The 22345-nt window shown below is 69.0% G+C and carries 18 protein-coding genes; 4 read left to right on the top strand and 14 right to left on the bottom strand.

Annotated features, from left to right (window positions below; genetic code table 11):
- Positions 1 to 235: 235 nt before the first annotated feature.
- Both ACFSNB_RS06330 and ACFSNB_RS06325 read right to left on the bottom strand, forming a co-directional pair.
- Complete coding sequence (locus ACFSNB_RS06330) at positions 236 to 2221, bottom strand: methyl-accepting chemotaxis protein (protein ID WP_377315191.1); 1986 nt, start codon at positions 2219 to 2221, stop codon at positions 236 to 238.
- 328 nt (positions 2222 to 2549) lie between these two features.
- A complete protein-coding gene (locus tag ACFSNB_RS06325; protein ID WP_377315264.1) occupies positions 2550 to 3569 on the bottom strand; it encodes a polyprenyl synthetase family protein in 1020 nt (339 codons plus the stop codon).
- A gap of 117 nt (positions 3570 to 3686) precedes the next feature.
- Between ACFSNB_RS06325 and ACFSNB_RS06320 the strand changes: the two genes are divergently transcribed.
- From ACFSNB_RS06320 to smpB, 3 genes are all read left to right on the top strand, one after another.
- The gene (locus tag ACFSNB_RS06320) at positions 3687 to 4445 is read left to right on the top strand and encodes a tRNA1(Val) (adenine(37)-N6)-methyltransferase (RefSeq protein ID WP_377315190.1); all 759 of its coding nucleotides are present in this window, start codon (positions 3687 to 3689) and stop codon (positions 4443 to 4445) included.
- A 216-nt stretch (positions 4446 to 4661) separates the two neighbouring features.
- Positions 4662 to 5534, top strand: a complete 873-nt coding sequence (gene dapA, locus ACFSNB_RS06315) for a 4-hydroxy-tetrahydrodipicolinate synthase (protein WP_377315189.1) — start codon at positions 4662 to 4664, stop codon at positions 5532 to 5534.
- 13 nt (positions 5535 to 5547) lie between these two features.
- Positions 5548 to 6015, top strand: a complete 468-nt coding sequence (gene smpB / locus ACFSNB_RS06310) for an SsrA-binding protein SmpB (RefSeq protein ID WP_377315188.1) — start codon at positions 5548 to 5550, stop codon at positions 6013 to 6015.
- A gap of 66 nt (positions 6016 to 6081) precedes the next feature.
- On the opposite strand, the gene ACFSNB_RS06305 is transcribed toward smpB, so the two are convergent.
- Entirely contained in the window at positions 6082 to 6609 is a 528-nt protein-coding gene (locus ACFSNB_RS06305) for a carbonic anhydrase (RefSeq protein ID WP_377315187.1), read from the bottom strand.
- 281 nt (positions 6610 to 6890) lie between these two features.
- Between ACFSNB_RS06305 and ACFSNB_RS06300 the strand changes: the two genes are divergently transcribed.
- Positions 6891 to 7679 (top strand): YdcF family protein, encoded by a 789-nt coding sequence (locus ACFSNB_RS06300; protein ID WP_377315186.1) that lies wholly within the window; start codon positions 6891 to 6893, stop codon positions 7677 to 7679.
- A gap of 163 nt (positions 7680 to 7842) precedes the next feature.
- Here ACFSNB_RS06300 and ACFSNB_RS06295 read toward each other — a convergent pair whose 3' ends face one another.
- The 11 genes from ACFSNB_RS06295 to ACFSNB_RS06245 all read right to left on the bottom strand — a co-directional run.
- On the bottom strand, positions 7843 to 8736 hold the full coding sequence (locus tag ACFSNB_RS06295; RefSeq protein WP_377315263.1) for an ArgK/MeaB family GTPase: 894 nt from the start codon (positions 8734 to 8736) through the stop codon (positions 7843 to 7845).
- 5 nt (positions 8737 to 8741) lie between these two features.
- Entirely contained in the window at positions 8742 to 9959 is a 1218-nt protein-coding gene (locus tag ACFSNB_RS06290) for a TIM44-like domain-containing protein (protein ID WP_377315185.1), read from the bottom strand.
- An 86-nt stretch (positions 9960 to 10045) separates the two neighbouring features.
- Positions 10046 to 11161, bottom strand: coding sequence for a peptide chain release factor 2 (gene prfB / locus ACFSNB_RS06285; protein WP_377315184.1), 1116 nt, complete (start codon positions 11159 to 11161; stop codon positions 10046 to 10048).
- A 161-nt stretch (positions 11162 to 11322) separates the two neighbouring features.
- Positions 11323 to 13077: a methyl-accepting chemotaxis protein gene (locus ACFSNB_RS06280; RefSeq protein WP_377315183.1), complete on the bottom strand. Its 1755-nt coding sequence runs from the start codon at positions 13075 to 13077 to the stop codon at positions 11323 to 11325.
- Entirely contained in the window at positions 13077 to 14198 is a 1122-nt protein-coding gene (locus ACFSNB_RS06275; protein WP_377315182.1) for a protein-glutamate methylesterase/protein-glutamine glutaminase, read from the bottom strand. Before ACFSNB_RS06275 ends, ACFSNB_RS06280 begins: the two co-directional genes overlap by 1 nt.
- Before the next feature lie 6 nt (positions 14199 to 14204).
- Complete coding sequence (locus ACFSNB_RS06270) at positions 14205 to 15068, bottom strand: CheR family methyltransferase (RefSeq protein WP_377315181.1); 864 nt, start codon at positions 15066 to 15068, stop codon at positions 14205 to 14207.
- A 35-nt stretch (positions 15069 to 15103) separates the two neighbouring features.
- Positions 15104 to 15592: a chemotaxis protein CheW gene (locus ACFSNB_RS06265; protein WP_377315180.1), complete on the bottom strand. Its 489-nt coding sequence runs from the start codon at positions 15590 to 15592 to the stop codon at positions 15104 to 15106.
- A gap of 69 nt (positions 15593 to 15661) precedes the next feature.
- Positions 15662 to 17731, bottom strand: coding sequence for a HAMP domain-containing methyl-accepting chemotaxis protein (locus tag ACFSNB_RS06260; RefSeq protein ID WP_377315179.1), 2070 nt, complete (start codon positions 17729 to 17731; stop codon positions 15662 to 15664).
- 235 nt (positions 17732 to 17966) lie between these two features.
- Complete coding sequence (locus ACFSNB_RS06255) at positions 17967 to 20177, bottom strand: HAMP domain-containing methyl-accepting chemotaxis protein (protein WP_377315178.1); 2211 nt, start codon at positions 20175 to 20177, stop codon at positions 17967 to 17969.
- Between the two features lie 45 nt (positions 20178 to 20222).
- The gene (locus ACFSNB_RS06250) at positions 20223 to 20675 is read right to left on the bottom strand and encodes a chemotaxis protein CheW (RefSeq protein ID WP_377315177.1); all 453 of its coding nucleotides are present in this window, start codon (positions 20673 to 20675) and stop codon (positions 20223 to 20225) included.
- Positions 20675 to 22345: chemotaxis protein CheA (locus ACFSNB_RS06245; RefSeq protein WP_377315176.1), on the bottom strand; the 1671-nt coding region annotated here is incomplete at its 5' end. The genes ACFSNB_RS06250 and ACFSNB_RS06245, both read right to left, overlap by 1 nt.

The following is a 22345-nucleotide window of genomic DNA, read 5'->3' as shown; positions in this document are numbered from 1 at the left end:
GGGACCTCGCCGAGTTTGCGCCCCTGCCCCCACCCCCGGGCCTCGTGCCCGGGGGTGGGTCATTTTCGCGGGCTCTGCCCGCACCCGCCAAGGGCCGAGGGCCCTTGGATCCCCTTCCTTGTTCTTCGTGCGGCAGACCCCCGCGCCCAAGCTGACAGGCCGGTCCGCGCCCGACCATCAGGGGGATCCAAGGGCCTTGCGGCCCTTGGCGGGCGTGGGCGGAGCCCACATCACCTTACAACCCTTCCAGTCGCCGCAGCACCGCGACGTCCTCGCCGACGGCGTCGAGGGTGGCGCGGTGGCGGTGGGCGAGGTCGGTGAGGGCCGAGAGGGCGGCTTCGATCCGGGTGGTGTCGCGGGCGAGGTCGTCGATCCGGCCGAGCAGGGTTTCGTTGCCGCGCTGGCTGTCGAGGAACAGGGCGCGGGCGGCCTCGATCCGCTCGCCGAGCTGGGCCAGCGACTTTTCCATTCCGCCGATCGAGGCGTGGGTCTTGCCCAGACTGGCCTTGGTGTCCTGGGCCAGTTTCTTGACCTCGGTCGCGACCACGGCGAAGCCGCGTCCGGCGTCGCCGGCCCGGGCCGCCTCGATGGTAGCGTTGAGGGCCAGCAGGTTGGTCTGGCTGGCGATGATGTCGATGATCTTCAGCACGTCGCGCAGGCCGGTCATCGCGCTGGACAGCGAGGTGAATTCCTCGGACAGGGCGGCGCTGTCGGCCAGCCGGACGGCGGCGCGGGCGTTCTCGCCCAGGGCGGTCTGAAGCTCCCCGGCGATGCCGCGGATCCGCGAGGTCTGGTCGAGCACCTGGGCGGCCTGCTGGTCGAGGTCGGTTCCGGCGTCGAACTGGGCCAGCATCCGTTCGATGATCCGGCTGCGCATCGCGTTCAGCACCTGCATCCGCCGCACCCCGCTGCGGATCATCTGGAAATAGCCGGCGAAGCGGGCGTAATGGACCGGGAAGCGGGCGATGAAGCGGTCGTCCACCGCCTCCTGCGGCGCGTCGAAGAACACGATCGCGGTCAGGGTCTGGTTGATGTTGATGCCGAACAGCTCGCCGAAGGTCGAGAAGCCGGCGACCGGGCAGGGCCACAGCCCGTCGAGGCCGGACAGGCGGGGCGCATTGTTGAGCCGGCGCAGGATGCAATCGTTGAGGATCGCCCCCAGCGGCCGGGGCTTGCCGCGCAGGAAGGCGGCGAGGTCGTGCCGGGTCTGCTCGACGAAGTCGGTGGCGCGCAGCAGCAGCAGGGTGTCGCCCGGATTGACGTCGCAGAAGAACGACACGCTGCCGCTGGCGGGATCGATCGCCGCCACCGAGCGGACGAACAGCTCGTCTTCCAGTTCGACGCCGAAACTGTGGCCGGCGAGGCGGTCTCCCACCCGTTCGGGGGCGATCCCAAGCGATTCGGCCAGCACGGACAGGAACGGCCGCACCTCCTGGGTCGCCGGGTCGAGCACGGTGTGGACGGTGCGGCGGTCGGGCTCGGCGTCGATCACCAGGAAGCTGCGCTCGGTCTTCTCGAAATTCTGGCTCTTCAGCACGCCGAAGCCGCGCCCGGGGCGCAGCTTGAGGAAGGCGATCAAAGCATGGTTTTCCAGCACCCCGTCGCCGTCGGACAGGTGGGTGGCCTTGAAATCGAGCTTGCCGCCGGCCGAGCCGCCGATGAACAGGCAGGGGAAGCGCCCGGTCTGGTAGACCGCCTCCATCAGATGGTTCTCGCAGGCCGACAGCCCATCGACGAAGGTCAGCGCCAGGGTGTCGCGGGCATCGATCGCGAAGGGCGGAGTCACCGTCGCCAGCGAGCGGGCGATGCGGCCGACCCGCTCGGCGCGGTCGAGGCTGGGGGCGCCGCGCCGGATGTCGTCATTGTACAGCGGCACGCGGTGCAGGCTGACCCCGGCCAGCAGATCGGGCGGCAGGATCTGCACCACCAGCGTGCCGGGCTCGACCGGCTGGTACAGGCAACCGCCGCCGCCGCCCAGTTCGCCGGCGGTGGACACCGCCAGCAGCGGGCAGCCACCGCTCAGCCGGCGCAGCGCCGTCACCGTCGCCGCGAAATCGATCGCCGGGGAGACGAAGGCCAGCACCAGCGCCGCCGCCGCGCCGTCGAAGCGGAAATCCTCCGCCGCCAGCCCGCTCAGCCTGCCGTCGCTCTCGCGCACCCGCAGGGGATGGCCGCCGGTCGTCACCGTGGCGGGGTCGGGAGTGCGGGGAACGTGGTTCATGATGGTTGCGCTCATTTCAACGGTCAGGTTCGGGCTAACCTAGAAGATCGTTCCGGGGGATGGTTACTGGCAAAGAGTGATAAGGCAGCCATGCTGACCTATGGCGCCGGAGATAGGTTTGAAGTCTTGTCAGGTGAACGCTTGAGGGCGGGGCTGGGATTTCCGTCCCTTATGCCGTGATTGAAATTGGCATTTTTCAATCAAGGAGATGGTCGGGGCGGGCGCGATCGCGATCCGGGGGCGCCAAACGACACCGGCCGGAGGGGAGATCCCTTCCGGCCGGTGAGCATGACGAACCAGCGGGGCCGGGTCGCGCCCGGCGCCGGTCTCAATAAGCGCGTTCGATGCAGAAATCGACCGCCTCGAACATCGCCTGACGGATCGGATTGTCGGGGAAGATCGCCAGGGCCTGCCGGGCGTCGTCGCCGTATTTGCGGGCGTAGTCGATGGTGGCGTCGATGCTGCCATGCTTGCGCAGCAGGGCGATGGCGTGGTCGAGGTCGCCATCGTTCTGGTCGAGCTTTTCGAGGCAGCGGCGCCAGAAGGTCTTTTCTTCCTCGTCGCCGGCATGGAAGGCGTGGATCACCGGCAGGGTGATCTTGCCCTCGCGGAAATCGTCGCCGACGGTCTTGCCCAGCACCGCCTGCTCCGACGAATAATCGAGGGCGTCGTCGATCAGCTGGAAGGCGACGCCGAGGCTGAGGCCATAGGCCGACAGCGCGTCCTCTTCCGCCTTGGGGCGGTCGGCCACCACCGCGCCGATCCGGCAGGCGGCGGCGAACAAAGCGGCGGTCTTCGAACAGATCACCTCGAGATAGGATTCGACGGTGGTCTCGGTGTCGTTGGCGGTGATCAGCTGCAACACCTCGCCCTCGGCGATCACCGAGGAGGCGCGCGACAGGATCGCCAGCACGGCGAGCGAGCCGTCCTCGACCATCAGCTCGAACGAGCGCGAGAACAGGAAATCGCCGACCAGCACGCTGGGCTGGTTGCCGAACAGGGCGTTGGCCGAGGCGCGGCCCCGGCGCAGCTCGGATTCGTCCACCACGTCGTCATGGAGCAGGGTGGCGGTGTGCAGCAGCTCGATCACCGCCGCCAGCTTGACGTGCCGCTCGCCCTGATAGCCGACCAGCCCGGCCGAGGCCAGGGTCAGCACCGGCCGCAGGCGCTTGCCGCCGGCGGCGATGATGTGGCCGGCGAGCTGGGGGATCAGCGCGATCGGGCTGTGCATATGCTCGACGATGGTGCGGTTGACCTTTTCCAGGTCGTCCTTGACCAGCGCCAACAGCCTGTCCAGGCTGCTGGTCGCGTGGCCGGCTTGATCGTCGACAGTGCCTGCAATCGCCACCACGGTCCTTCAACTCCTCGTACTTTGGCCCGGCGCGGGCCGCGCAAGAACATAGTGTTGCGGCGGAAAGGCGGTCAAGCGTACATCCGCCCCGCTGACCGTTTTTTGGGAGGGGGCATGAACCGAGCGGGCGAGGGGGTCGCCACCGAGGACCGGCTGCTCGGCGGGCGGGTGCGGCTGCGCCAGCCGGCCGATGGCTACCGCGCGGCGATCGATCCGGTGCTGCTGGCGGCGGCGGTGACCGCCACCCCGGGCGAGCGGGTGCTCGATCTCGGCTGCGGCGTCGGCGCGGCGGCGCTGTGTCTGCTGGCCCGCCGCCCCGATCTGCGGGTGACCGGGCTCGAACTCCAGCCGGAGCTGGCCGAACTGGCCCGCATCAACGCCGCCGCCAACGACCACGCCGACCGGTTCGAGGTGGTGACCGGCTCGGCACTGGCGCCGCCGGCCGCGATCGCCCCCGGCGGCTTCGCCCAGGTGATCACCAACCCGCCCTTCGCCCTCGCCGGGGCGGGGACGGTGCCGCCCGACCGCTCGAAGGCCCTGGCCCATGTCGAGGCCGGGTTCGACCTCGCCGGCTGGATCCGCGCCGCCGCCCGCGCTTTGGCGCCGAAGGGGCGGCTGTGGGTGATCCACCGTGCCGACCGCCTCGATGCCCTGCTGGCGGCGTTCGCCGGGCGGGGGCTGGGCGAGGTGCGGGTGCTGCCGTTGTGGCCGAAGGCGGGGCGGCCGGCGGGGCGGGTGATCGTCTCGGCCCGCAAGGGGTCGCGGGCGCCGTTCGCGCTGCTGCCGGGGCTGGTGCTGCATCGCGACGACGGCGGCTACAGCCCGGCGGCCGAGGCGGTGCTGCGCGACGCCGCCGCGCTCGGCGGAGACTGAAAAAGAAGCGGGCTCTGCCCGCGCCCGCCAAGGGCCGCAAGGCCCTTGGATCCCATTCCCTTGGCGCCTCCGTGCCCGACCGTCAAAGGGTTCCAAGGGCCCCCGGCCCTTGGCGGGCGCGGGCGGAGCCCGCTTTATCTCCGGGACCTTGCGCCCGAGCCAAAAATGGCGCTAAGGTCTTCCCCTTTCGTTATTCCTGCCAATTGGATGTTCGCCATGTTCAAGGGATCGCTCACCGCTCTCATCACTCCCTTCCGCCGGGGGCGGGTCGATGAGAAAGCGTTCCAGGACCTGGTGGCGTGGCAGATCGCCGAGGGCACCGACGCGCTGGTGCCGTGCGGCACCACCGGCGAATCGCCGACCCTGACCCCGGCCGAGCACATCCGGGTGATTGAGCTCTGTCTCGAAGTGGCGCGCGGCAAGGTGCCGGTGATCGCCGGCACCGGCTCGAACTCGACCGACGAGGCGATCGAGCTGACCCGCCATGCCCGGATCGCCGGGGCCGACGCCGCCCTGGTGGTGGCGCCCTATTACAACAAGCCGAGCCAGGAAGGGCTGTTCCGCCATTTCGAGGCGATCGCCGCTTCGGTCGATATTCCGATCGTGGTCTACAACATTCCCGGCCGCTCGGTGATCGACATCTCGGTCGAGACCTTCGAGCGGCTGGCGACGATCCCGACCATCGTCGGCATCAAGGACGCCACCGCCAAGCTCGACCGGCCGTTGCAGATCCGCTCCCGCCTCGGCGACCGCTTCTGCCAGCTGTCGGGCGAGGACGCCACCGCGATCGCCTTCAACGCCCAGGGCGGCGTCGGCTGCATCTCGGTGACCTCGAACGTCGCGCCGGCTTTGTGCGCCAAAATGCAGGCGGCGTGGGCGGCGGGCGATCTCGCCACCTGCTTCGACCTGCGTGACCGCCTGATGCCGCTGCACGAGGCGCTGTTCTGCGAAACCAGCCCGGCCCCGGTCAAGTACGCCTTCAGCCTGCTCGGGCGCGGCACCGCCGAGCTGCGCCTGCCGCTGGTCGAGGCCTCGCCCGCCGCCCAGGCCAAGGTCGAGGCCGCGATGCGCGGTCTCGGCCTGATCTGACCGGAGAGCGACGATGGCGCTGCCAGCCCGGATCGCCGCGCAGAACCGCCGGGCCCGACATGATTACTTCATCCTGTCCGAGATCGAGGCCGGCATCATCCTGGTCGGCACCGAGATCAAATCGCTGCGGGCCGGCAAGGGCAACATCAACGAAGCCTATGCCGGGCCGATGCAGGACGAGCTGTATCTGTTCAACGCCTACATCCCCGAATACCAGTCGAAGATGCCGTTCCCGCACGAAACCCGGCGGCCGCGCAAGCTGCTGGTGCACAAGCGGGAACTGGCCAAGTTGCTGGGCGGCATCACCAAGGACGGGATGACCCTGGTGCCGCTCGACATCCATTTCGTCGATCGCGGCTATGCCAAGGTCCAGCTCGGCCTCGCCAAGGGCAAGAAGCTGCACGACAAGCGCGAGGCGATCAAGGAACGCGACTGGAACCGCGACAAGGCCCGCCTGATCCGCGACAAGGGGCGGGAATAGGGCCGATCGCCCCGGTTCGGCCCGGCCCGGAGGCGATGCCCCCGGGCCGCCACTGGTCCCCCCGGATCAGCTGGCGAGCGGGCAGAAGGTATTGGACTGGGAATCCAGCCCCCACAGGGTGCCGTTCTCCATGTCGAACCACCAGCCATGCAGGGTCAGCTGCTTCTGACCGACCCGTTCCCGCACCCAGGGGAAGGTCATCAGGTTGGCGAGCGAGATCGCCACGGTTTCCATTTCGCACATCCGGCGGGCGCTGTCGGCGGTTTCGCCGGCGCTGAGGGCCAGGGCCATGCAGCGGTCGCGCGCGGCGCGGGCGATCCCCATCCAGGGACGGACGAAATCGGTGCCGTCGGCCGGGTCGTCCTCGACCAGGGCCCGCACCCCGCCACAGCCGCTGTGGCCCAGCACCACCACATGCTCGACCATCAGCTTGCGCACGGCGAACTCGATCGCCGCCGAGGTGCCGTGATAGGTCCCGGCGGTCTCGAACGGTGGCACCAGATTGGCCACGTTGCGGATCACGAACATTTCTCCCGGCTGGGTGCCGAACAGCAACCCGGGATCGACCCGCGAATCCGAACAGCCGATCAGCAAAGCTTTTGGCTTTTGGCCCCCCACGGCCAAAGACCGGAACAACTCCCGATTATCCTCGAAATAGGTGGCGCGGAAGTTCCGGAACCCCTCGATCAAACGATCCATTGCAACATCCCTGCTCCAACATCCGGCCGAGTCACTTAGCACATCGCGCGGGCCGCGAACATCCCCGGTGACTTCCAGATGACAAGATGGCATGCCTTGCAAAAAAGGCGGGGTTCCCTCCTGCGGCGGCGGCCCGCCCTCTGGGTTGCACATCCTCTTGCGTTAGGAAAGTTTCGATGTTCGCCTTCTCCAAAATCGCCGGGGCGCTGACCGAGCCGGCCCTGTTGGTGTTCCTGCTGGTGGCGATCGGCACCGCCCTGTTGTGGCGGCCGTGCTGGCTGCGCCTCGGCCGGGCCCTGCTGACCCTGACCGTGGCGCTGCTGCTGCTGCTCGGGCTGGTGCCGCTCGACCGCTGGCTGGCCACCGCGCTGGAGGACCGCTTCGCCGCGCCCGCTCCGCTGCCGGAGCGGGTCGATGGCATCCTGGTGCTGGGGGGGGCGATCGACCCGGTGGTCAGCACCGCGCGCGATCAGGTCACCGTCAATTCCGCCGCCACCCGGCTGACCGCGCTGCCGGCGCTGGCGGCGCGCTATCCCAACGCCCGGCTGGTGTTCAGCGGGGGCTCCGGGCTGGTGCTGCGGCCGGAGCTGGCCGAGGCCGATCAGGTCGCCCGCTTCTATCGCGAGATCGGCTTCGCCGCCGACCGGATCGAACTGGAGCGGCAGTCGCGCAACACCCGCGAAAACGCGCTCTACACCAAGGCGCTGGTCGCGCCGCGCCCGGGCGAGACCTGGCTGCTGGTGACCTCGGCGCTGCACATGCCCCGCGCGGTCGGCTGCTTCCGCGCCGTCGGCTGGCCGGTGCTGCCCTATCCGGTCGATTACCACACCACCGGGGACGGGGCGGCGCCGTCCCTCAACCCCTTCGCCACCCTGGCCGGGCTGGGGACGGTGGGACATGAACTGATCGGGCTGGCGGTCTATCGTCTGCGCGGCTGGAGCCCGGCCCTGCTGCCGGCGCCATAGCGGGCTCCGCCCGTACCCGCCAAAGGCCGAAGGCCCTTGGATCCCTTTCCCTGTCCTTCGCGCGGCAGACACCCGCGCCCAAGCTGACAGGCCGCTCCGCGCCCGACCCTCAATGGGATCCAAGGGCCTTGCGGCCCTTGGCGGGGGTGGGCGGAGCCCACATTTAGTCGCGGGCGAGGGCGCGGGACAAAGCGGCGAGGCGGCCGAACGGCGCGACGCCGGGGGGGAGGTCGATCCGGCCGGCGCGGCGCAGTCCGTCGCGGCCGAAGCGGTCGCGCACCGCCTGGACCAGCCATTGCTCGGCCTGGGCGTGGCGGCGGTCGCCGGCCTGATCGGCATGGCGGTCGAGGGCGGCGATCAATTCGGCGATGCCCTGGTCGGCCGGGGCGGACACCGCCAGCACCGGCACGGTCCAGCCGGCGCGGGGGGTGAGGGCGAGGGCGGCGGCGACGTCGGCGCAGGCCCGGGGCGCGGCGGCGAGGTCGGCCTTGGTCACCACCACGATGTCGGGGATCTCGGCGATGCCGGCCTTCATGAACTGGAGGCTGTCGCCCGAGCCGGGCTGGACGCAGAACAGCACGCTGTCGACCAGGGCGGCGACGTCGGTTTCCGACTGGCCGACCCCGACCGTCTCGATCAGCACCCGGTCGAACAGGGCCCGCATCAGCACCATCGCCGCCACGGTCAGTTCGGCCAGCCCGCCCAGGCGGTCGCGCGCCGCCATCGAGCGGACGAACACCCCCTGGTCGTCGGGATCGGTGGCGAGGCGGGTGCGGTCGCCGAGCAGGGCGCCGCCGGAACGGCGCGAGGAGGGATCGACCGCGATGCAGCCGACGGTCAGCCCGGCGGCGCGCCAATGCTGGATCAGCCGGCTCATCAGGGTCGATTTGCCGACCCCGGGCGGGCCGGTCAGGCCGATCACCCGCCCCCGTGCCGCCTGATGGGCTTCGTCGAGCAGGGCCAGGGTGGCGGGATCGTCGGGGGCGGTTTCGAGGCGGGACAAGGCGCGGGCCAGCGCCGGCTTGCCGCCGGCCCGGAGCGCGTCGAGCCCCGCCATCCCGATCACGCCGGCTGGATCGCCGACAGCCGCCACGGGCCGCCGGTTTCGGCGCGGACGAAGGTCCAGGCCTCGGTGTGGTGCTGCGGCACCACCTGGCTGCCGCCGATCACCGCGCCATTGTCGCGGCGGACCATGTAATCGAGGCAGTCGAAGCCAAGACGGGCGGTGAGGTATTCAAAGCCCGGCTCGCGCCAGCTTTCCATCACCTCGCCCCGGCGCAGCACCACCCGCTCGACCCGGTTGACGATGCCCTCGGCGGCGTTCTGGGCGAGGTCGTTGGCCAGAGAGGCGGCCATCTCCGGGGTGGCCCACTGTCGCAGGGCGTTGATGTCGCCGACGCTCCAGGCCTGCTGCACCCCGAGCAGCACCTGGGTGAATTCCCCCTGATCGCTTTCGGTCGGCTCGAACGCGCGCTCGGCCGGGGCGGGCGGCGGCGGGGCGGCGGGGCGGGTCGAGGCCGCCGGGGTCAGATCGAGCTGGGGCTCGCGCGGGCCGGGCTCGTGGCGCGGGGTGAATTGCGGCTCGCGGGCGCCGCCGAGGGCGGGACCGGCATAGGCGTTGCGGCCGAGCCCGACCGGGGCGGCATAGGGATTGGGGCCGGCGGGGGCGCGGCCACGGAACAGCTTGTAGGCCAGCCACAGCAGGCCGCCGATCACCCCGACCTGCAACAGCAGGCCGATGATGCCGGCGGTGGGGGAGGCATCGACCGCCTGGGCCAGCGCCGGGTCATGGCCGAACAGCAGGCTGCCGAGGCCGACGCCGACCAGCCCGCCGGTCAGGCCGGCCAGGAACGGGCTGCGCTGGGCGAAGCCGGGCTTGGCCATCGCGGCGGCGGGAGCGGCGGCGGCATAGCCGGGATTGGCGGCCGAATAGCCCGGAGCGGCCGGCGACGGCGTCGGCGCGGCATAGGGGCGTGGCGAGGCGTAGGGGGTGGCGGAATTGGGGATGCCGGCCGGCTGGAGCGGCTGGGCCTCGACATTGCCGGTGCGCGGCGCGGCCTGGGGCGGCGGCGGCGGGGCGGCGTTGGCGCGGGCGGCGGAGGGCGAGGGCGGCGCCAGGGTGCCCATCGGCAGGGTGGAGGGATCGATGCTCTTCGATCCGCGCGAGCCGGCGGTGGTGCCGCTCGCCTTCGAGGTGGTACCGGCCTTGGCCAGGGCCTCGCCGGCCCCGGTCAGCGCCAGGGCCAACGCGACCAGGGCGGAGAGCACAATCTGCCTCATCTCGAGTCCTCAACTGAAAAAGGGAAATCCCTCCCTAAGGTGGGAGGGATTCGCCCGAATGCAAATCCGTGATGCCCGCAAGCCGCTCAGTTGCCGGCCGGGTCGCCCTGCAACCGGCTGGCCAGCGAGGCGGCCATGAACGGGTCGAGATCGCCGTCGAGCACGCCCTGGGTATCCGAGGTCTCGACGTTGGTGCGCAGGTCCTTGACCATCTGGTAGGGCTGAAGCACGTAGGAGCGGATCTGGTGGCCCCAGCCGATGTCGGTCTTCTGGTCCTCCAGCGCCTGGGCGGCGGCCTCGCGCTTCTGCAACTCGGCCTCGTAGAGGCGGGCGCGCAGCATTTCCCACGCCCGGGCCCGGTTCTGGTGCTGCGACCGCTCCATCTGGCAGGCGGCGACGATGCCGGTCGGGATGTGGGTGATGCGCACCGCCGAATCGGTCTTGTTGACGTGCTGGCCGCCGGCGCCGGACGAGCGGTAGGTGTCGATGCGGCAGTCGCTTTCGTTGACCTGGATGTCGATGCTGTCGTCGATCACCGGATAGACCCACACCGAGGAGAAGCTGGTGTGGCGCCGCGCCGCGCTGTCATAGGGGGAGATGCGCACCAGCCGGTGCACCCCGCTTTCGGTCTTCAGCCAGCCATAGGCGTTGTGGCCGAGGATGCGGACGGTGGCCGACTTGATCCCGGCCTGTTCGCCCGGGCTTTCTTCCAGCCACTCGACCTTGTAGCCGTGCTGCTCGGCCCAGCGGGTGTACATCCGCAGCAGCATCTGCGCCCAGTCCTGCGACTCGGTGCCGCCGGCGCCGGCATTGATTTCGATGTAGCAATCGTTGTGGTCGGCCTCGCCCGACAGCAGGGTCTCGAGTTCCATCTTGCCGGCCCGTTCGCGCAGCGCCCGCACCATCGCCTCGGCGTCGTCGACCACGGTGGAATCGCCCTCGGCCTCGCCCAGCTCGATCAGTTCGAGCAGCTCGGCCAGTTCGCGCTCGGCGGCGCGGCAGCCCGAGATCTGGGTGTCAAGCTCGGTGCGCTCGCGCATCACCTTCTGGGCCCGCTCGGCGTCCGACCACAGGTCGGGATTCTCGGCGGCGGCGTTGAGTTCGTCCAGCCGCACCAGCGCCTCGTCCCAGTTGAGATGGCGCTTCAGGAGCGCGACGGAGCGCTGAATGTCCTGGGCGAGCGATTCGATTTCGGCCCGCATGGCTGGTCCCCTCGACGAGAAAATAAGCCGTTCTTTTTAGGAAACTCGGGCGCGGATGGCAACTGCGCAAAGTGCGGGCGGTCGGGCACGGAGGCGACAGGGGAACGGGTTCCAAGGGCCGACGGCCCTTGGCGGGTGGGGGCGGAGCCCACGTCCGGCGGTCAGAACAGGAATGAATCGACGTCGGCCTCGGCATCGGCGGCGGTGGCGGCGGCGGCGCCGGACTCGCCGACATTGAACATCTCGTGGATGTCGCGTTCGCTCGACATGGTGTAGTGGTGGCCGAGCAGGCGATGGATCTGGTCGCGCACGCTGGCCGGATCGACCCCGCCCGGCACCGCCCGTTCGGCCACGGCGGTCAGGCGGCGGGCCAGCGCGGCCACCCCCTCCTGCAGGCTGTGTTCGCGGTCGAAGCCCTGGCTGGCATCGTCGAGCAGGCGGGCGACCCCGTCGCAGGCGTGGGTCAGCTCGGTGAGGGTGGCGGCCAGTTCACCGCTCAGGAGACGCAGCGGCGGCAGGGTGGAGCCGATCGCCTCGGCCAGGGTGGCGGCGGTGCGGTATTCCTGCTCGGACCGCTCGGCGATCGCGGCGGCCTCGGCGGTGGCGGCGTCGATCGCCCCGCCGATCTGGCGGGAAATCTCCTCGGTGCGGCGCGAGCAGGCGCGCAGTTCCTGCGCCACCACCCCGAGGGCATGGCCGGCGCTGCCGAGCCGGCCGCATTTGAAGGTGGCGTTGAGCCCCATGATGCGCAGGTCGGCATCGATCGAGCGCAACTCGCCCAGGTCGCTGGCGATCTCGGCGAACACCCCCGATACCGCGGTGATCTGGATCCGCATCCGCTCGTCGGCCTGACAATAGCTTTGCAGCAGGGTGGCGGCGCGGTCGACATCGTGGGCGACGTCCTCGATGAAGCCGCCGTCGCCGCCGCCGCCGAACAGGGTGCGGGCCTCGTTCAGCATCGCGGCGGCATCGTGGCCGAGCCCGGCCAGATTGCTCTTCAGGTCCTCGATCGCCTGACGGAAATCGGCGGTGGCGCGATTCATCTGCTCGATCTGGAGGGCGCAGACCGCCGCCGCCACCCGCCGTCCCTCGCCGGGGTCGAATCCGGCGGCGCGGGCGCCCGCCTCGTCGAGCAGGGCGGCGACCTGAGCGAGCGCGGTGCGGACATGCTCGAACCGCTGCGAGGTCAGGTCGTTGATCTGGAGCGCGGAAATGCAGCGCGACACCCGCTCGGCGATCACCTTGGTGCGGCTTTCGATCTCGGGCAGGGCGGCGCGGGCGCGCTGGCGGCGGCGCGACAGTTCGGCGACCTGACCGCCGAGCCGTCCGCCGATCCGTTCCAGCTCGGCGGAATCATTGCCCTGGAAGCGGGCCGCCGCCTGCCGCGCCGTCGCCAGCGCCCGGTCGAGGGCGCCGAGGCGGGCCTGGGTCTGGTCGAGGGTGGCGGCGGCGAGCTGGTGCAGCCGGTCGATGTCGCGGGTGAAGACGGTGAAGTCGATCCCCTCGGCGGTGATCTGGGCGGCATGGATCTTGGCGTTGGTGCCGAGGGCCGAAATCTCGTCGATGATCTTGGCCAGCACCGCCAGCGGACGGGCCACCGCCCCGGCGCCGCGATCGAGCCGGCTCAGCCCATCGACCACCTCGTGGGTTTCCGAGGAAATGGTCAGCAGGCTGCGCTGGCCTTCGGCCAGGGTGCGTTCGGCCTGGGCGCCCTCGTCGCGCTCCAGCAGATCGGACAGGACGGCGAAGCGGCTGGAACCGCCGCCGAGCGCCCCGCGCGCCGAGGCCAGGGCGTCGCCGAGGGCAATGAAGGCGGTCTCGTTGGGGGCGACCAGTCGGATGATGTCGTCGCCGATCGCCGCGAGTTCGGCGGCGAGCGGGGGGAGGGGGGCGCGGGGCGATTCGAACCCGTCCATCAGCGTCCCCCCGACGCGACGGCGGCGGGATCGGCATCGACGCGGACGATCTCGCGCGGGATCTGGCTGAGCGGGAGCACCCGGCTGACCCCGCCCCGGGCGATCGCCTCCTTGGGCATGCCGAACACGATGCAGCTCTCCTCGTTCTGGGCCACGGTATAGGCACCGGCGGCATGCATTTCCGCCATGCCGGTGGCGCCGTCGTCGCCCATCCCGGTCATGATGATGCCGACCGCGTTGGCGCCGGCGCAGCTGGCGGCCGAACGGAACAGCACATCGACCGAGGGGCGGTGGCGCGACACCAGCGGCCCGTCCTTGACGGTGACGTAATAGCGCGCCCCGCTGCGCTGGAGCAGGGTGTGGCGGTTGCCGGGGGCGATCAGGACGCGGCCGCGCAGCACCGCGTCGCCGTCGCTGGCCTCCATCACCGTCACCGCGCACAATCCGTCGAGGCGGCGGGCGAAGGCGGTGGTGAAATGTTCCGGCATGTGCTGGACGATGACGATGCCGGGGCTGTCGGGCGGCAATTGTTCCAGCACCTCGCGCAGGGCCTCGGTGCCGCCGGTCGAGGCACCGATGCAGATCACCTTCTCGGTGGTGCGGGCCATCGCTCCGGCGCCGGGACGGGGGGCGGGCACCACCGCGTCGGCCGACAGCTTTGGCGCCGGGCCGGTGCCGTTTCCGGCGGGGGGCCGACGCGCGGCGCGCGGCGCCAGCCGGCAGTGCGAGGCCGCCTTGATCGCGTCGCAGATGCGGACCTGGGATTCGAGCAGGAACTGGCGGGTATCGACGCGCGGCTTGACGATGATGTCGACCGCCCCGGCCTCCAGCGCCTGCAACGCCGTTTCCGAGCCTTCCTCGGTCAGTGACGAGCACATCACCACCGGGATCGGATGCTGGGCCATGATCCGGCGCAGGAAGCTGATGCCGTCCATCCGCGGCATCTCGACATCGAGGGTGATGACGTCGGGCACCTCCTCGCTGATCAGGCGGGCGGCGGCGTAGGGGTCGGCGGCGGTGCCCATCACCTCGAGGTTTGGATCGGATTCGATCACGCTTTTCATCGCCTGCCGCACCGTGGCGGAATCATCGACGATCAGGACCCGGATCTTGAGAGCCATGGGCGGTCATCTCCGCATGAAGACGGCGGTGGCGACATGGGTCAGAGGCAGGGTGCTCCCCAGCACGGATTCGCTGTGGCCGACGAACAGGTAGCCGCCCGGCCGCAGGTGCCGGCACAGCTTGGACAACACCGTGTGCTGAGTAGGCTTGTCGAAATAGATCAGCACGTTGCGGCAGAAGATCACGTCCATGTCCTGTTCAAGCGGATAGTCGGAATCCATCAGGTTGAGATGGCCGAAATGCACCCGCTGGCGTAGCTCCGGCACCAACCGCACGGTTGGGCGGTTGCGATCGCGCGAGCGGCGCAGGTAACGCTTGGCCAACTCGGGCGGGATCGCCGCCGCCATCTCTTCAGGATATATCGCTTGTTTGGCTTGGGCTAGGACTTCCGTGCAGATGTCGGTGGCAAGGATGTCGAACGGGAAGGTCGGTTTGCCGTTGGCGCGGCCGTACTCGCTCAGCACCATCGCCAGGGTATAGGGCTCGGCCCCGGTGGCGCAGGCGGCGCTCCACAGCTTGAGCGGCCGGTTGCTGCCGGGCCGGTGCGGGCGGGTGGCGAGATCGGGCAGGGCGGTGTTGACCAGGAAGCGGAAATGATTGTTCTCGCGGAAGAACTCGGTCTTGTTGGTGGTGATCGCGTCGATCAGGTCGGTCAGTTCCTGATGGAGGTTGCCGTCGTCGAACAGGTGGCGGCAATAATCGTTGAGGGTGGGCAGAGCCAGCACCCGGGCCCGCCGGCGCAGCCGTCCCTCGACCATCACCTTCTTGGCGGGGGGGATGCGGATGCCGCAATGGGTCTGGATCAGCGATCCGAGCCGGTTGAAATCGCGGTCTGACAGGCGGTCTTCGGAAGGAGAGGCGTCATCCATTCTGGGCGGGTCCTCGGCGGGCGGAAAGAATTGAGTCAGGTTTCGAGCGGAATCTGGGCGATTTCCTCGCTCGACAGCAGTTTGGCGAGGTCGAACACGATCACGAAGGCCCCATTGCGGCGGCCGATGGCGCGGATATAGTCCGACCGCCAGCGCACGCCCACCTCGGGCGGGCCTTCCAGTCCCTGCTCGTCGAGCGCGGTGACTTCGAACACCCGGTCGGCGACCATCCCTAGAGTGATCTGGCGCTGATCGAGTTCGACTTCAAGCACCACGATGCGGGTGTTTTCGGTCGGCGGCACCGCCGGCAGGCCGAGCTTGCGGCGCAGATCGATCACCGGCACCCCCTGACCGCGCACATCGATCATCCCGGCGAGGAAGTCGGGGGCGTTGGGCAGCCGGGCCAGCGGGCACAGGTCGAGGATCTCCCGCACCTGTTCGACCCCCAGCGCGAAGGTCTCGCGGTCGATGCCGATGGTGACGTACTGGGCGGTGTCGGATCTGCTGATGCTGGTGACGGTCATCTCGCCTCTCCGCGATCGGGACCGGGCGCGGGGGGGGGGGGGGGGGCCCCCCCCCCCCCCGCCTCGGGGTCAGAACTGCACATAGCGCGAATCAAGCTCGTCGGCGGGACTGCCGCTTTCGAGATTGAGCGCCACCCCCCGCCGCGCCGGGGCCGTCGGCTGGGCCCGGGTCGGCGCGGTCACCGCCGGCGTCGCCGACGCGGCGGTGGGCCGGGCGGGCCGGCGTCGCGCCGGGCGCTGGCCGGCGGCCGCGTCGAGACGGAAATAGGAAATGGTCGATTGCAACTGCTCCGACTGCGAGGCCAGTTCCTCGGAGGTGGCGGCCATCTCCTCGGAGGCGGCCGAGTTCTGCTGGGTCACCTTGTCGAGCTGCTGGATCGCCTGATTGATCTGCTCGGCACCGACATCCTGCTCGCGGCAGGCGGCGCTGATTTCCTCGACCAGTTCGGCGGTCTTGCGGATATCGGGCACCAGCCGCGACAGCATGTCGCCGGCCTCGCGCGCCACCTTGACCGATTCCGACGACAGGGTGCTGATCTCGGCCGCCGCGCCCTGGCTGCGCTCGGCCAATTTACGCACCTCGGAGGCGACCACGGCGAAACCCTTGCCATGCTCGCCGGCCCGCGCCGCCTCGATCGCGGCGTTGAGGGCGAGCAGGTCGGTCTGGCGGGCAATCTCCTGCACGATCGAGATCTTCTCGGCGATGATCTGCATTGCCGAGACGGTCTTGCCCACCGCCTCGCCCGAGGTCAGGGCGTCCTTGGCCGACTGGCGGGCGATCTTCTCGGTCTGGGCGGCGTTCTCGGCGTTCTGCTTGATGTTGGCGGCCATCTGCTCCATCGAGGCCGAGGCCTCCTCGGCGGCGGCGGCCTGCTCGGTCGAGCCCTGCGACAGTTGTTCGGCGGCGGAGGACAGTTCCTGGCTGCCGCTGGCGACGTTGTCGGCGGCGCCCAGCGCATCCGACACCACCCCGCGCAGCTTGAGGTTCATCGCGTTGAGGGCATCGACCAGATCCTTGATCTCGTCGTTGCTGGTGACGCTGACCTGGTTCTGACTGAGGTCGCCGCTGGCCACCGCATTGGCCAGCCCGACCGCCTTGCCCAGGCCGCGCGAGATCGCGATCGCGATGTAAAACGCCGCCCCGAGCGAGATCACGATCGAAGCGATCAGCAGGGCGATCAATTGCAGTCGCAGCGAGGCGTATTGTTCATAGGCGTCGTTGTTGGCCGTTTTCATGTCCTCGGCGGCACGGTTGGATAATTCGGCCAGCTGTTCATTGAGCGTCACGTAGATTTCACGCGATTCACCAATGGAGAGAGCGGTCGCCTTGGTGTCGGAATTGATCGCGGACAGCTCGGCGATCTGCCCGAACAGGGAATCCCACCGCTGGAACCGGTCGGCGGCGAGGTCGAGGGCGCGGCGATCCTCGTCGCCGACCGTCGCATGCCGCAATTGGTCGAGCTGTTGGCGGGCCTGGGATTCCGCGGTGCGGGCGCGTTCCAGATAAAGCGCGGTCTGCCGGTCGTCGTTGGTCAGAATCGCGCCGCGCAGGGCGGCCTGGGCCGCGCGCAGCTGGGTGGTGAGGCGGCGGACCTGATGGACGAGGCGGAGTTGATCCGGGGTGGGAGCCGTGCTGCCTTCAAGCCGCGAGAGCAGGGGCTGCAGCGCCTCGAAAAGCCCATCCATCGCCGGGGTCGCCTCGGCACGATCCAGTTCGCTGGCCCGGTCGTTGGAGCGAATTCGGGCCAGTTCATGCAGACGCTTCTGGGTTGCGCGGTATTTCTCAAGGTTCAATGAAACGGAATCGAATTTTTTTTGAATGGAATCAGGCGCATTTTTTAGAAATTCATCGATCATCTTCATCATCTCAACCCGGTGTCCCTCCTGGTTGGCGATGAATTTTTCGACATCCTGCTCGCTGTTGACGAGCAGCATGTTTTTTTCCGATCGGGTCATGTCGCTCAATTTGTTCTTGATCAGGGCGATCAATTCCTGACGGTGAGCCGGTCCATTGACCAGGGAATCCATCGTCGCGTGCAGGTCGGACAGGCCGTTGATCGCGGCTCCGGTCGCGATCAACAGCAACAGGATCAGAATGCCAAAGGCAGCGGCCAGTTTGGTCTTGACGGTTATGCGCATGATCCCCCCCTTTCAGGTGCGGATGGTGGCCCTTGCCAGGGACAGTCTGTCACTCCGCCCAGGACATCGTCCCGCCCGCGCGGCGGTCACGCGGCTAACGGTGGTGCTGGCATGACAGGGACGGATGGTGATGCCGGTCATCGAGATCCTCCGGCCCCGCACAAGTCGATCATAGCGCACTCAAAGGTAAAGAAAGGGTACCGGGACGGCAGTGAAAGACCGTCCCGGCCGGAATTCAAAACTGGACGTAGCCGGAATCCAGGTCGTCGGCCGGATTTCCGCTCTCGAGGTTGAGTTTGACTCCCTTGCCCGTTCCACCTGAGGGCTTGTTCTTTCCCGCGCTCTTCCCGCTCGGGGTGATGTGGGCGACGGCGGGGACGCCGCGGGCCGGCCGCGTCGTCAGCGCGTGACCGGTGGCCGGGCGGGAGGAACGCTTGCGGTCCTGGCCGTCGAGGCTGAAGTAGGAAATGGTCGATTGCAGCTGCTCGGCCTGGGACGCCAGTTCCTCGGAGGTGGCGGCCATCTCCTCGGAGGCGGCCGAGTTCTGCTGGGTCACCTTGTCGAGCTGCTGGATCGCCTGATTGATCTGCTCGGCGCCGATGTCCTGCTCGCGACAGGCGGCGGTGATCTCCTCGACCAGTTCGGCGGTCTTCTTGATGTCGGGCACCAGCTTGGACAGCATGTCGCCGGCCTCGCGCGCCACCTTGACCGAGTCGGACGACAGGGCGCTGATCTCGGCCGCCGCGCCCTGGCTGCGCTCGGCCAGCTTGCGCACCTCGGAGGCGACCACGGCGAAGCCCTTGCCGTGCTCGCCGGCCCGTGCCGCCTCGACCGCCGCGTTGAGGGCCAGCAGGTCGGTCTGGCGGGCGATCTCCTGCACGATCGAGATCTTTTCGGCGATGGTCTGCATCGCCGAGACGGTCTTGGTCACCGCCTCGCCCGACACCTGGGCGTCGCGGGCCGACTGACGGGCGATTTTTTCGGTCTGCGAGGCGTTTTCGGCATTCTGTTTGATGTTGGAGGCCATCTCCTCCATCGAGGCCGAGGCCTCCTCGGCGGCCGAGGCCTGCTCGGTCGAACCCTGCGACAATTGCTCGGCGGCGGAGGACAGTTCCTGGCTGCCGCTGGCGACGTTGTCGGCGGCGGTCATCGCGTCCGACACCACCGAGCGCAGCTTCTCCAGCATGGTTTCGAGGGCGATGCCGAGGGTATCGACGTCGGACATCCGCTTCGCCGTCACCGCGAGGTCGCCGGCGGCGATCCGTTCGGCCACCGCGGCGGTGGCGCGCAGGTTGGCGGTCATGCCGTTGAGCGAGTCGATCAGGTCCTTGATTTCGTCGTTGGTTTCGGTGGTGACGGTCTGGCCGAGATCGCCGAGCGCCACCGCGTTGGCCAGCCCGACCGCCTTGCCCAGGCCGCGCGAGATCGACAGGGCGATGTACAGGGCGGCACCGACCGCGATCAGCAGCGACACCGTCACCAGGATGATCAGTTGCAGCCGCAAGGAGGCGTAGGTCGCTTCGGCCCCGGATTGGGCTTCGCTCATCAGTTCACTGTTGCGGGCGGCCAACGCATCGAGTTGATCGTTGGTCGCGGTGAACAGCTTGCGCCCCTCACCGCCGGACAGGGCTATCGCCTTGCTGTCGGAGTTGATCGTGCTCAACTCAACCATTTTCGCCAGCACGGTGTCCCAGCGTTGGAAGCGGTCGGCGGCCGTGTCGAGCATGCGGCGGTCCTCGTCGCCGACGCCATGGCGCAGGGCGTCGAGTGCTTGACGGGCCTCGGCGTTGTAGTTGCGGGTTTGCGACAGGAATTCGGTGGTTTCCTTGTCGTCGCTGGTCAGCATCGACTGGCGCAGGTTGCTCTGGGCGGCACGCAGCAGGGTGGTGATGCGGCGCACCTGATGGGCGATGCGGATCTGCTCGGCCGGTGCCGACGCAGTGTTCTCCGCTCGCGTCGCCAACGGTGCCAGCGCGTCGAGCAGGGCGTTCATTGCCTGCCGTCCCTCGGCGCGGTCGAGTTCAGCGGCCTGGGCATTGGAACGGATCCGGCCCAGTTCGCGGATTTTGTCCTGGACAATACGGTATTTTTCGATGTTGGCGGTGACCTGGGCGAAGCGCTTGCGTCCTTCGTCGGTGGCGATGGCGGTGTAATCGTCGATCAGCTTCGCCAGTTCGATACGGCTGGCCTCTTCCTTGGCGATATGCTCCTCGACTTCCTGGTTGGATCCGGCCAGCAGCATGTTCTTCTGGTGCCGGAGCATGTCGAGCATCTTCCGGCTGATCTGGGTGGTCAGATACTGGCGTTGCACCGGCCCCTTGATCAGTTCGTCCATCGTCTCGTTGAGTTGTGACAGGCCGTTGATCGCCGATCCCGTCGCGACCATCAGCAGCAGGATGATCACCCCGAAGGCGGCGGCCAGTTTTGCTTTGACGGTGATGCGCATCTCAAAGTCCTTTCTGGAACGGTCTCGGCCAAGCGCCGCCTCGGGTCAGGGCGCGAACAGGCGGATGATGTCGGGGATGACGATGAAATCGGTTCCCCGCCGGCCGATTCCCTTGACGTATTCCGCCGGCCATTTCATGCCGAGGTCCGGGGTCTGCTCGATGGTGGCGTGGGCGATCTCGGTGACTTCGTAGACCTTGTCGGCCAGCAGCCCGACCACGGTGGTCTCGCCGTCGAGGTCGATCTCGACCACCACCACCCTGGTGTCCGGGGTGGGGGGCGGGGCCGCCATGCCGAATTTCAGCCGCAGGTCAGCCAGCGGCACCACCTTGCCGCGCACGTTGATCAGCCCGGAAACAAAGGCGCGGGCGCCCGGCACCTCGGTCACCGGGATCAGGTCGAGGATCTCGTGGACGATTCCGGCCTCGATCGCGAAGATCTCGCCGCCGAGGGCGAGGGTCAGCGCCTCGAAGCCGGCATCCTCGTCGGGGACGGACATCAGCCGGCACTCCTCTGCTGGTCGAGGCTCTGGCCGCTGCTGACCAGATGGCCGACGTCGAGGATCAGGGCGACGGTGCCGTCGCCGAGGATGGTGGCGCCCGAGAAGGCGCCGACGTCGGCATGCAGCTTCGACAGGGATTTGATCACGGTCTGGTGGTCGCCCAGCACCTGATCGACCACCAGTCCGACCCGGCGTTCGCCGGTCGAGATGATCACCACCTTCTGGAACGGATCGGGCGGGGTGGCGGTGGCGAACAGCTCGCGCAGGCGCAGATAGGGCACCAATTCGCCCCGGATCGACAGGAAGGTGCGGCCCTCATGGCGGCAATCCGCCTCGGGCGACAGCTCGACGCATTCCTCCACCGCCGCCAGCGGCAGCACGAACCGGCCGCGCCCGACCCGCACCAGCAGCCCGTCGATAATCGCCAGGGTCAGCGGCAAATTGAGGGTGATCTCGGCCCCCCGGCCGGGCGTGCTGTCGACCTCGATGGTGCCGCGCAGCGAATCGATGGTGCGTTTGACCACGTCCATCCCCACCCCCCGGCCGGACAGGCTGGTGACGGCACGGGCGGTGGAAAAGCCGGGATGGAAGATCAACTGGAACAGATCCTGGTCGGACAGGCGGGCGCCGGGGGCGATCAGGCCCTGGTCCTCGGCCTTGGCGCGGATGCGGTCGCGGTCGAGGCCCCGGCCGTCGTCGCGGATCGAGATCCGCACCTGGGTGCCGGCATGGCGGGCGGAAAGATGAACCCGCCCCTGCGCCGGCTTGCCGGTGCGCAGCCGTTCCTCGGCGGTCTCCAGGCCATGGTCGAGGCTGTTGCGGACGATGTGGACCAGCGGGTCGTTGAGCCGCTCGATCACCGTCTTGTCGAGCTCGGTCTCCTCGCCCTCGGTGGTCAACTCGACTTCCTTGGACAGGTCGCGCGACAGGTCGCGCACCAGCCGGCGGAAGCGGCCGAACAGCGAGCCGATCGGCAGCATGCGGATGCCCATCGTCGTCTCGCGCAGGCCGTTGGCGAGGCGCTCGATCTCCTCGGCGATCGCCTTGATCTGGAGATCCTCGATCCCGCCGATCAATTGCTTGAGCCGGGCCTGGGCGATCACCAGTTCGCCGACCTGATCCATCAGGTCGTCGAGCCGTTCCGCCGCCACCCGGATCGAGGCATGGGCGGCGGGGGCGGCGGCCTTGGCCGCCACCGCCTCGGTGCGCAGGTGATGTTGCTCGGCCAGGGCCGAGCGCAGCCGGTCCTCGCTGAGCGCCCCTTCCTCGACCAGCATGGTGCCGAGGCGGGGCTGGCGGGCGGCGGCGTCCTCGATCGTCTCGGGGGCGACGTCGCCGCGCCGGGTCAGGATCTCGCCCAGCCGGGCCTCGGGATTCTCGACCCGCTCGATGGTCAGGTCCATCCCGTCGCGGACGAAGATGAACACGTCCTCGATCGCCGAGCGCGGCTGGTCGGTGGTCAGCACCACGTCCCAGGCGAGGTAGCAGGCGTAGGGGTCGATCTCCTCGAGCGGCGGCACCGTGTCGGTCAGGCCGACGATGGTCGCCTCGCCCAGGTCGCGCAGTTCGGCCAGCAGCAGCAGCGGGTTGGTGCCCATCGCCATCGCCTCGGCGGCGAGGCGGACACGGAACCGCCAGGTGATCGGCGCGGCCGGCGCGGCGGCGGC

Origin of the sequence: Phaeospirillum tilakii, from assembly GCF_042683125.1 — a bacterium.
GTDB classification, from domain to species: domain Bacteria; phylum Pseudomonadota; class Alphaproteobacteria; order Rhodospirillales; family Magnetospirillaceae; genus Phaeospirillum; species Phaeospirillum tilakii.
Note: the sequence above shows the minus strand (reverse complement) of the source record. Positions and strands in the feature narration are given on the sequence as shown.

What these genes read in the sequence shown, in the direction of transcription:
- ACFSNB_RS06260 (WP_377315179.1), bottom strand. Translation starts at nt 17,731, where the DNA reads ATGCGCATAACCGTCAAGACCAAACTGGCCGCTGCCTTTGGCATTCTG.
- ACFSNB_RS06270 (WP_377315181.1), bottom strand. Translation starts at nt 15,068, where the DNA reads ATGGATGACGCCTCTCCTTCCGAAGACCGCCTGTCAGACCGCGATTTC.
- ACFSNB_RS06300 (WP_377315186.1), top strand. Translation starts at nt 6,891, where the DNA reads ATGTTCGCCTTCTCCAAAATCGCCGGGGCGCTGACCGAGCCGGCCCTG.
- ACFSNB_RS06265 (WP_377315180.1), bottom strand. Translation starts at nt 15,592, where the DNA reads ATGACCGTCACCAGCATCAGCAGATCCGACACCGCCCAGTACGTCACC.
- smpB (WP_377315188.1), top strand. Translation starts at nt 5,548, where the DNA reads ATGGCGCTGCCAGCCCGGATCGCCGCGCAGAACCGCCGGGCCCGACAT.
- ACFSNB_RS06330 (WP_377315191.1), bottom strand. Translation starts at nt 2,221, where the DNA reads ATGAACCACGTTCCCCGCACTCCCGACCCCGCCACGGTGACGACCGGC.
- ACFSNB_RS06280 (WP_377315183.1), bottom strand. Translation starts at nt 13,077, where the DNA reads ATGGACGGGTTCGAATCGCCCCGCGCCCCCCTCCCCCCGCTCGCCGCC.
- prfB (WP_377315184.1), bottom strand. Translation starts at nt 11,161, where the DNA reads ATGCGGGCCGAAATCGAATCGCTCGCCCAGGACATTCAGCGCTCCGTC.
- ACFSNB_RS06320 (WP_377315190.1), top strand. Translation starts at nt 3,687, where the DNA reads ATGAACCGAGCGGGCGAGGGGGTCGCCACCGAGGACCGGCTGCTCGGC.
- ACFSNB_RS06290 (WP_377315185.1), bottom strand. Translation starts at nt 9,959, where the DNA reads ATGAGGCAGATTGTGCTCTCCGCCCTGGTCGCGTTGGCCCTGGCGCTG.
- ACFSNB_RS06255 (WP_377315178.1), bottom strand. Translation starts at nt 20,177, where the DNA reads ATGCGCATCACCGTCAAAGCAAAACTGGCCGCCGCCTTCGGGGTGATC.
- ACFSNB_RS06250 (WP_377315177.1), bottom strand. Translation starts at nt 20,675, where the DNA reads ATGTCCGTCCCCGACGAGGATGCCGGCTTCGAGGCGCTGACCCTCGCC.
- ACFSNB_RS06295 (WP_377315263.1), bottom strand. Translation starts at nt 8,736, where the DNA reads ATGGCGGGGCTCGACGCGCTCCGGGCCGGCGGCAAGCCGGCGCTGGCC.
- dapA (WP_377315189.1), top strand. Translation starts at nt 4,662, where the DNA reads ATGTTCAAGGGATCGCTCACCGCTCTCATCACTCCCTTCCGCCGGGGG.
- ACFSNB_RS06275 (WP_377315182.1), bottom strand. Translation starts at nt 14,198, where the DNA reads ATGGCTCTCAAGATCCGGGTCCTGATCGTCGATGATTCCGCCACGGTG.